The organism is Campylobacter sp. TJR-1 (assembly GCF_032840035.1).
Classification (GTDB): Bacteria; Campylobacterota; Campylobacteria; order Campylobacterales; family Campylobacteraceae; genus Campylobacter; species Campylobacter fetus.
Map to the genome: position 1 here is coordinate 1 of NZ_JAWIZX010000012.1, position 6,355 is coordinate 6,355.

General features: G+C 33.0%; 4 protein-coding genes. All 4 read right to left on the bottom strand.

All coding sequences use genetic code 11. The annotated features are described in order from the left end of the window. Positions 1-375 precede the first annotated feature (375 nt). From RVY88_RS09000 to RVY88_RS09015, 4 genes are read right to left on the bottom strand one after another with little or no spacing between them, the layout of a single operon-like run. The gene (locus RVY88_RS09000; protein WP_002848683.1) at positions 376-1,677 is read right to left on the bottom strand and encodes a TolC family protein; all 1,302 of its coding nucleotides are present in this window, start codon (positions 1,675-1,677) and stop codon (positions 376-378) included. Then, positions 1,667-2,950: an HlyD family type I secretion periplasmic adaptor subunit gene (locus tag RVY88_RS09005; RefSeq protein WP_002848685.1), complete on the bottom strand. Its 1,284-nt coding sequence runs from the start codon at positions 2,948-2,950 to the stop codon at positions 1,667-1,669. Before RVY88_RS09005 ends, RVY88_RS09000 begins: the two co-directional genes overlap by 11 nt. Further along, positions 2,950-4,701, bottom strand: a complete 1,752-nt coding sequence (locus RVY88_RS09010) for a type I secretion system permease/ATPase (RefSeq protein ID WP_251149220.1) — start codon at positions 4,699-4,701, stop codon at positions 2,950-2,952. Before RVY88_RS09010 ends, RVY88_RS09005 begins: the two co-directional genes overlap by 1 nt. Further along, entirely contained in the window at positions 4,688-5,830 is a 1,143-nt protein-coding gene (locus RVY88_RS09015) for a SapC family protein (RefSeq protein WP_002848689.1), read from the bottom strand. Before RVY88_RS09015 ends, RVY88_RS09010 begins: the two co-directional genes overlap by 14 nt. Positions 5,831-6,355 lie beyond the last annotated feature (525 nt).

The window sequence follows — 6,355 nt, forward strand, 5'->3', positions numbered from 1 at the left end:
TGATATAAAGCATTGAAACATCTGTTTTGTTTAACATTTAAGGACTCCTTAATAAAATAAAATAAAATCACCAGCAAAAGCAACCAACCATATATATAGTTATCTATATACTAAATACTTACAAGGTATCAAAGAGTATTAGGTTAAATAAGGTATTATTTTAAATTATAATGGTGGAATGAAAAAGAGGAGTATTAATATAATTAGATGATTAAAAGATTAATAAAATAAATAAATAGAACAAAGATGAATAAACTATTAAAAACAATGGAAATTTAAAATATTAAAAGGTGAAAGAGATAAAATATTAAAAGAATAAGAAAAATATTTAGGCTAAGTTATTTAGACCTAGCCTTATATAAATTTAGAAATAAGCTAATAGTTAAACGCTCTTTCTAAATTTCTAATAGTATCTATGGATATATTTCCTATTAGATATTCTAAATTTAAATATCCTAAAATCAACTGATATCCGGCGTTTAAAGCGTCTGCTTTAGTTTTATAAACTCTAGCTCTAGCATCTAAAAGATCGACTATATTTTTAAGTCCTTCTTCATATCCGCGTTCGATAGCTTGCTCATAAACTCTAGCATGTTCGAGAGAATTTCTTACTATATTTGCTTCTTGCAAGTAGTTCCTAAAGTCGCTTATAGCTTGCTTTTGTTCTATCGCTACTTTTTTTTGCATATCTAGCTGTTTTGACATGCTAGACATCTTTAAAAGTTCGCCTTCTTGTATTCTTTCTATAGTCAGACCGCTTTTAAACAAAGGCATAGTAAAGCGAATCATAGTCTCGACTTTATTATCTTCATCGCCAAACCTCGCATCATCTTTGTAATCCGAGTTTGAAAATCCTACACTAAAATCTACGGTCGGAAGAACTCCGGTCATTCTTTTATTTTTCTCTTCAGTAGCTATTTGAGTAGAAATTTCACTTTGTTTATAATCCAAATTTGCAAAAATATTTTCATATGGGCTTAAATTTAAATTACTAAAAAAGCTAAGATCCATATTTTCAAAACTATTTTTTACTCCAACTTCTTCGCCTACATACTTTGCAAGGCTTAGTTTTGCTACTTCTATTTGTCTCAAAGCTTTATTTACGTCTAGTATCGCTTCATCATAGCGCACTTTAGCCTCAAGAGTATCCATTTTATTTGCAAGTCCCATATCAAGCGACTTTTGCATTTGATCGTATTTGGCTTTATTTGCACTTTCATAACTCTTAGCCAATTTTAGACTCTCATTTGCATAAGCTAGCTTAAAGTATGCTTCTGCGACTTTTCTTGCCAAGCCTTGCTTAGAACCGTCATACATTATAGAGTAACCGCTCTCCCTTAAAACCTCTTGTTTTCTTTGATACCAAAGTTCAGGGCGAAACAGAGGTTGAGTGAGATTTACACCATATTTCGTAAAAGTTTCATCCATCCTCTGTTTTCCTGATCTGCCGCTACTTTTGTCATATCTTTCGCCATTATATAGTATCTGAGCATCTATGCTAGGTAACATTGCGGAAGTGGCTTGTTTTCTTCTCTCGCTAGATGCTAAATTTTCATACATACTAGCTTTGACTTCTTCATCGTTACTAAGAGCTAATTCATATGCTGTTGAAAGACTTATATCATTAGCAAATATACATATAGGAAGCAGCGCTGTTATAACTATTTTAGTCTTCATTAAATGCCCTTTGGAACATATCTGTAAATGGTTTTATGATATAGCTTAATACTGTTCTTTCACCTGTTTTTACTATGATTTCGGCAGGCATTCCGGGAACTAGAAAAAATCCATTTTTCTTAACTTCTTCGATACCTTTTTTGGTCAATTTAGCTTTTATTTCATAGTACGGATTTCCATGAGAATCTTTTAGCGTATCTGCTGATACGTATGTAACTTCACCTTCTATAACATGGGCGGTTTTGCTGTTAAATGCACTAAATCTTATATCTGCAGGCAAACCTACATGAACTTTGTCTATATCTGTAATATGCATTTTTGCTTCCATTATATAGTCGCTATCGTCCGGAACTATACTCATTATAGATTCACCCGGACGTACAACGCCTCCTATAGTATGAGTAGCCAACTCTACTACTATACCATCAACGGGAGCTTTTACTAATGCTCTTTCTTGTTGATCGTCAAGCGCTCTTAATCTAGCACTAAGATCGGTTAATTTTAATTTAGCCTCTTCGTATTTTTTCAGCACATCTTCTTTAAATGTTCGTTCGCGAAACAAAATTTGTTGCTTTGTTTCGGTGATTTGAACATTTAATTTCGCTATATCTGAAATTCCAGATGCAATCTCACCGCCTGCTGCAGTTCTTTCTCTTTGTATATCTCTTAATCTGATTTTATCTGTTAGTTGCTCTTTAAATAGTCTTTCCCACTCTTTTGTTTCTTCATTCAAAGACTCGACTCTCTGTTTTTTTGCATCTACTATAGCATTTATGCCTTCTATCTGTTTTCTTAGCTGGTCTATTCTTTGATTTAGTATAGTTATCTCATCTTTTAAAAGCTTATTTTGTTCATTAAATATGCTTATTTGTCCTTTTGATGCAGACTCAAAATCCGGATAACTCTTCACATCATTACTAAATTCTATTTGGTCTTTATCGTCTCTTTGTGCCTCTAAGCGGCTTACTAGAACACTAGTTTGGAGATATTCGCTTTTGACTATATCTAATTCGCTATTTAGTCTAACGTTTTTTATCTCTATTAGTACTTGTCCTTTTTTTACTACGTCCCCGTCTTTTACATATATTTTATCTACTACGCCGCCCTCTAAATGCTGAACAACCTTTTTATTGCTTAAAACACCGACTTGACCCGGTGCTACGGCGGCGCTATTTAACGGTGCGGTTCCCATCCACACTCCAAAAATACCCACCAGCAACAATATCATAAACAGACCTAGCTTTACCGTTCCGCTTTCGCTTTTTAGTACCATTATTCATCTTCCTTTGCATCATCCAAGCTTATACTAGCAGCAGCTGTTTTTACCTGTTTAGTAGCAGGAGCGGTGTTACCTGAGAGTTTGGCTAATACTGCATCTCTCTCGCCGAAATACACCAGCTGACCGGCATTTAGCACGGCTATTTTATCTACGGCTTGCAGCACGTTTAGCTTATGTGTTATTAAGATTATAGTAGCCTTACCTTTCATAGCAAGAAGTGCTGCATACAGCGCTCTTTCTCCCTCTTCGTCCAGACTTGCGTTTGGTTCATCTAGAACTATAATTTTTGGATTTTTATACAATGCTCTAGCCAAAGCTACTCTTTGTCTTTGACCACCGCTCAAACTCATACCGCCTAATCCTATTTTAGTCTCATAACCGTCCGGAAGTCTTAGTATCATATCATGTACGTTTGCGCTCTTAGCCGCTTCTACTACGGCAACACTATCAAGCTCGCCAAATCTTGCTATATTCTCAGCTATAGTTCCTTCGAATAACTCTACGTCTTGCGGTAAATAACCCACAAATCCTCCTAAAGCATCGCTATAGTACTGATTTATATCTGCGCAATCCACTCTTACTACTCCATGAGCCACCGGCCAAATTCCGAGTATAGCTCTAGCTAATGAGCTTTTACCTGCTGCACTAGGTCCTATTATAGCACACATATCTCCGGCATCTAGTGCAAAACTTACGCCGATAAGGCTCGGTTGTTTTGCGCTTGGCGGAATCAAACTAATGGCTTCACAAGCTATATCTCCTCTTGGATCAGGTAAACTTAGCTTATCTTTTTCAACAGGAAAATCATGTAAAAATTTATCCAGTCTCTCATAGCTCTCTTTTGTATTTTTATAGCTTTTCCAACTAGCTATAAGTATATCAAGCGGTGCTAAAGCCCTGCCTAATAGTATTGATCCAGCTATCATCATTCCTGGACTTACTTCCATTTTTAATACCAAATACGCACCAAGTCCTAGCATCATAGATTGAGATGTTACTCTAGTGGCTTTTGATATATTTGTATATACTCCTGCTTTTATACTTGCATCTGAATGCGAATTTAAAAAAGTATGATGCTTGTTTTTCCATATTTTTTTAAGATTATTATTCATACCCATAGCGTTTATAACTTCTGAGTTTCTTAAATTCATATCTATAAGGCGCATCTCGTTTTTATATGTGTCGTTTGACTTTTTAAGTCCGTCTTTTGTGGCTTTTTCATTTAGTAAAGCTACTCCAAAAAGTATTATGGCGGCAGCTATAGCAAACCATCCGTACCACGGGTGAAATACAAATAAAATAGCTATATACACAGGCAGCCAAGGAGCATCCAAAAACGCAAATATTCCGTTTGTGCTCATATACTGCTTTATAGCATTTAGATCGCCCATAGCCTGAGAAGTTACTCTACCAGGAACTCTACTTGCTAATTTAAATATAGCATCGTATATTCTATCTGTTAAATTTAAATCTATTTGATTTCCAAATACTATTAGTATTCTAGATCTAAGTATTTCAAATATCGCCATTGTAATAAACAAAAACAGTACTATAAGCGTTAAAAAAAACAGTGTGCTTTCGCTCCTGCTAGTTACTACTCTATCATACAATTGAAGCATATATAAAGGAGGTGTAAGCATAAGTAAATTTACAAAAAAGCTAAAAATCGCAGCATAAACGATACAGTTTTTAGACTTTTTTATAGTCTCTTTTAATTCACTTATTTTTGGCTCATTTGCTCTCATTTTGCACTATCCTACTTGCTAGATTTTCTAAATTTGAAAGACTTCTTAAATGAGTATATATAAGCTCCATATATCCGCGTCTTACGAAATCCGCCAAAGTTGCGTCATCAAGCTCATTTAGCTTTTTCTTACTTACTACGGAAAATCCTTTTATAAGAGTATGTTTTTTACCGTTTATATTGACGCTTAGCTCTTTATTTACAAGAATTCCGGACTTTTTTATCTCTTGCATAGCTATTTTTGTTTTTTGCTGTTCGATGTTATAATTTTGCATAGCTTTTATGAGATTTTCCATAAATTCAGTCGGCTTTTCATTCTCAAATAACTTTATTCCCTCTCCTTGTAATTGCTCTGCTTGCGTATCTATACACAATACTCCTTTTCCCTCTATATCCACAAGAAAAAACGGATAATTTTGCACATTTGCAGGTATATATCCGTTATAATTTTCATTAATTATAAGATTTTCGTTCTTGCCTAGCATAACTATGAGTTTTGGCACGACATCATTTGTAAAAACTATACTAAAGTTATGCTCGCATTGTCCTGCTTCACCTGCTACTATCTCACTAAATGGACTGTTTGGTACGGCATCTTTGTGATACATTAACTCACTATGCTTTTTCGTATCTATTGCTTCTATTTTCATTATATTCCTCTTTCTAAATTTTTCAATTTCTATCTTTTTATCAAGACTTAGCTCTTTATTAACCGTCTTTTTAAAGACAACGCCGCTATTTTTAGCTATATAAGCCAAAATAGGATCTATATCATCAGCAAAAACTTGAGTTACCTCATATCTCCTTATCTCTCTACTATTTTGACTGTTATTTTGAGAGTAATTTTCTAAATCTGGCTTTTTATTGCTATTTTTTACATTATAGTTATTACGCTTTCTTATAAAAGAGCTATTAACTATCTGCATAAATTTAGATAATTTCTCGCATTCTAAAAATATAAAAACTTCGTTATTATTTAGTATATATCCGTACAGTTGCACGCTATATTTATGTGCTACCATATGCAATACATCTTCATATAACGACTTTTCATCAAAATTTTGGAAAAAATCACCTTTTTGTCTCACAGCAACTTTTCCAGAATCTATCAGTCTTAGTTTTCTGCCCAAAACCCTTACTCCGAGATTAATTTACTTCTTATGTTTAATGATTTTATCATCTATGATCACTTTTATATAATTTCTATATATCTATATAATTATAAAAAGCAATCAAAGTTATACTTCGTAAGCAAAAAGTAACAATTTACTAAAATCATATTACAATTTACCACAAAAAACTATTTTTCTTGCCAAAAAATGCATTTTACTGCATATATACTTAAGTATAACTAAAAAAGTGCCAGACTAAATGCAAAAATTTAATTTTTTTTCAAAAAATAACATATAGAAATTGATTTTCTAATAATTTTAAAAAGCGAAATTTGCATAATTTAAATGAATTAAATTTGAATTTTATAAAAAATTATGTTATAATTCGCGCAGTATTTGCAAAAATACTATCGATAGTAAGGTAAGCAATCCGTATATAGATAACTATATATATGGTTGGTTGCTTTTGCTGGTGATTTTATTTTATTTTATTAAGGAGTCCTTAAATGTTAAACAAAACAGATGTTTCAATGCTTTATATCA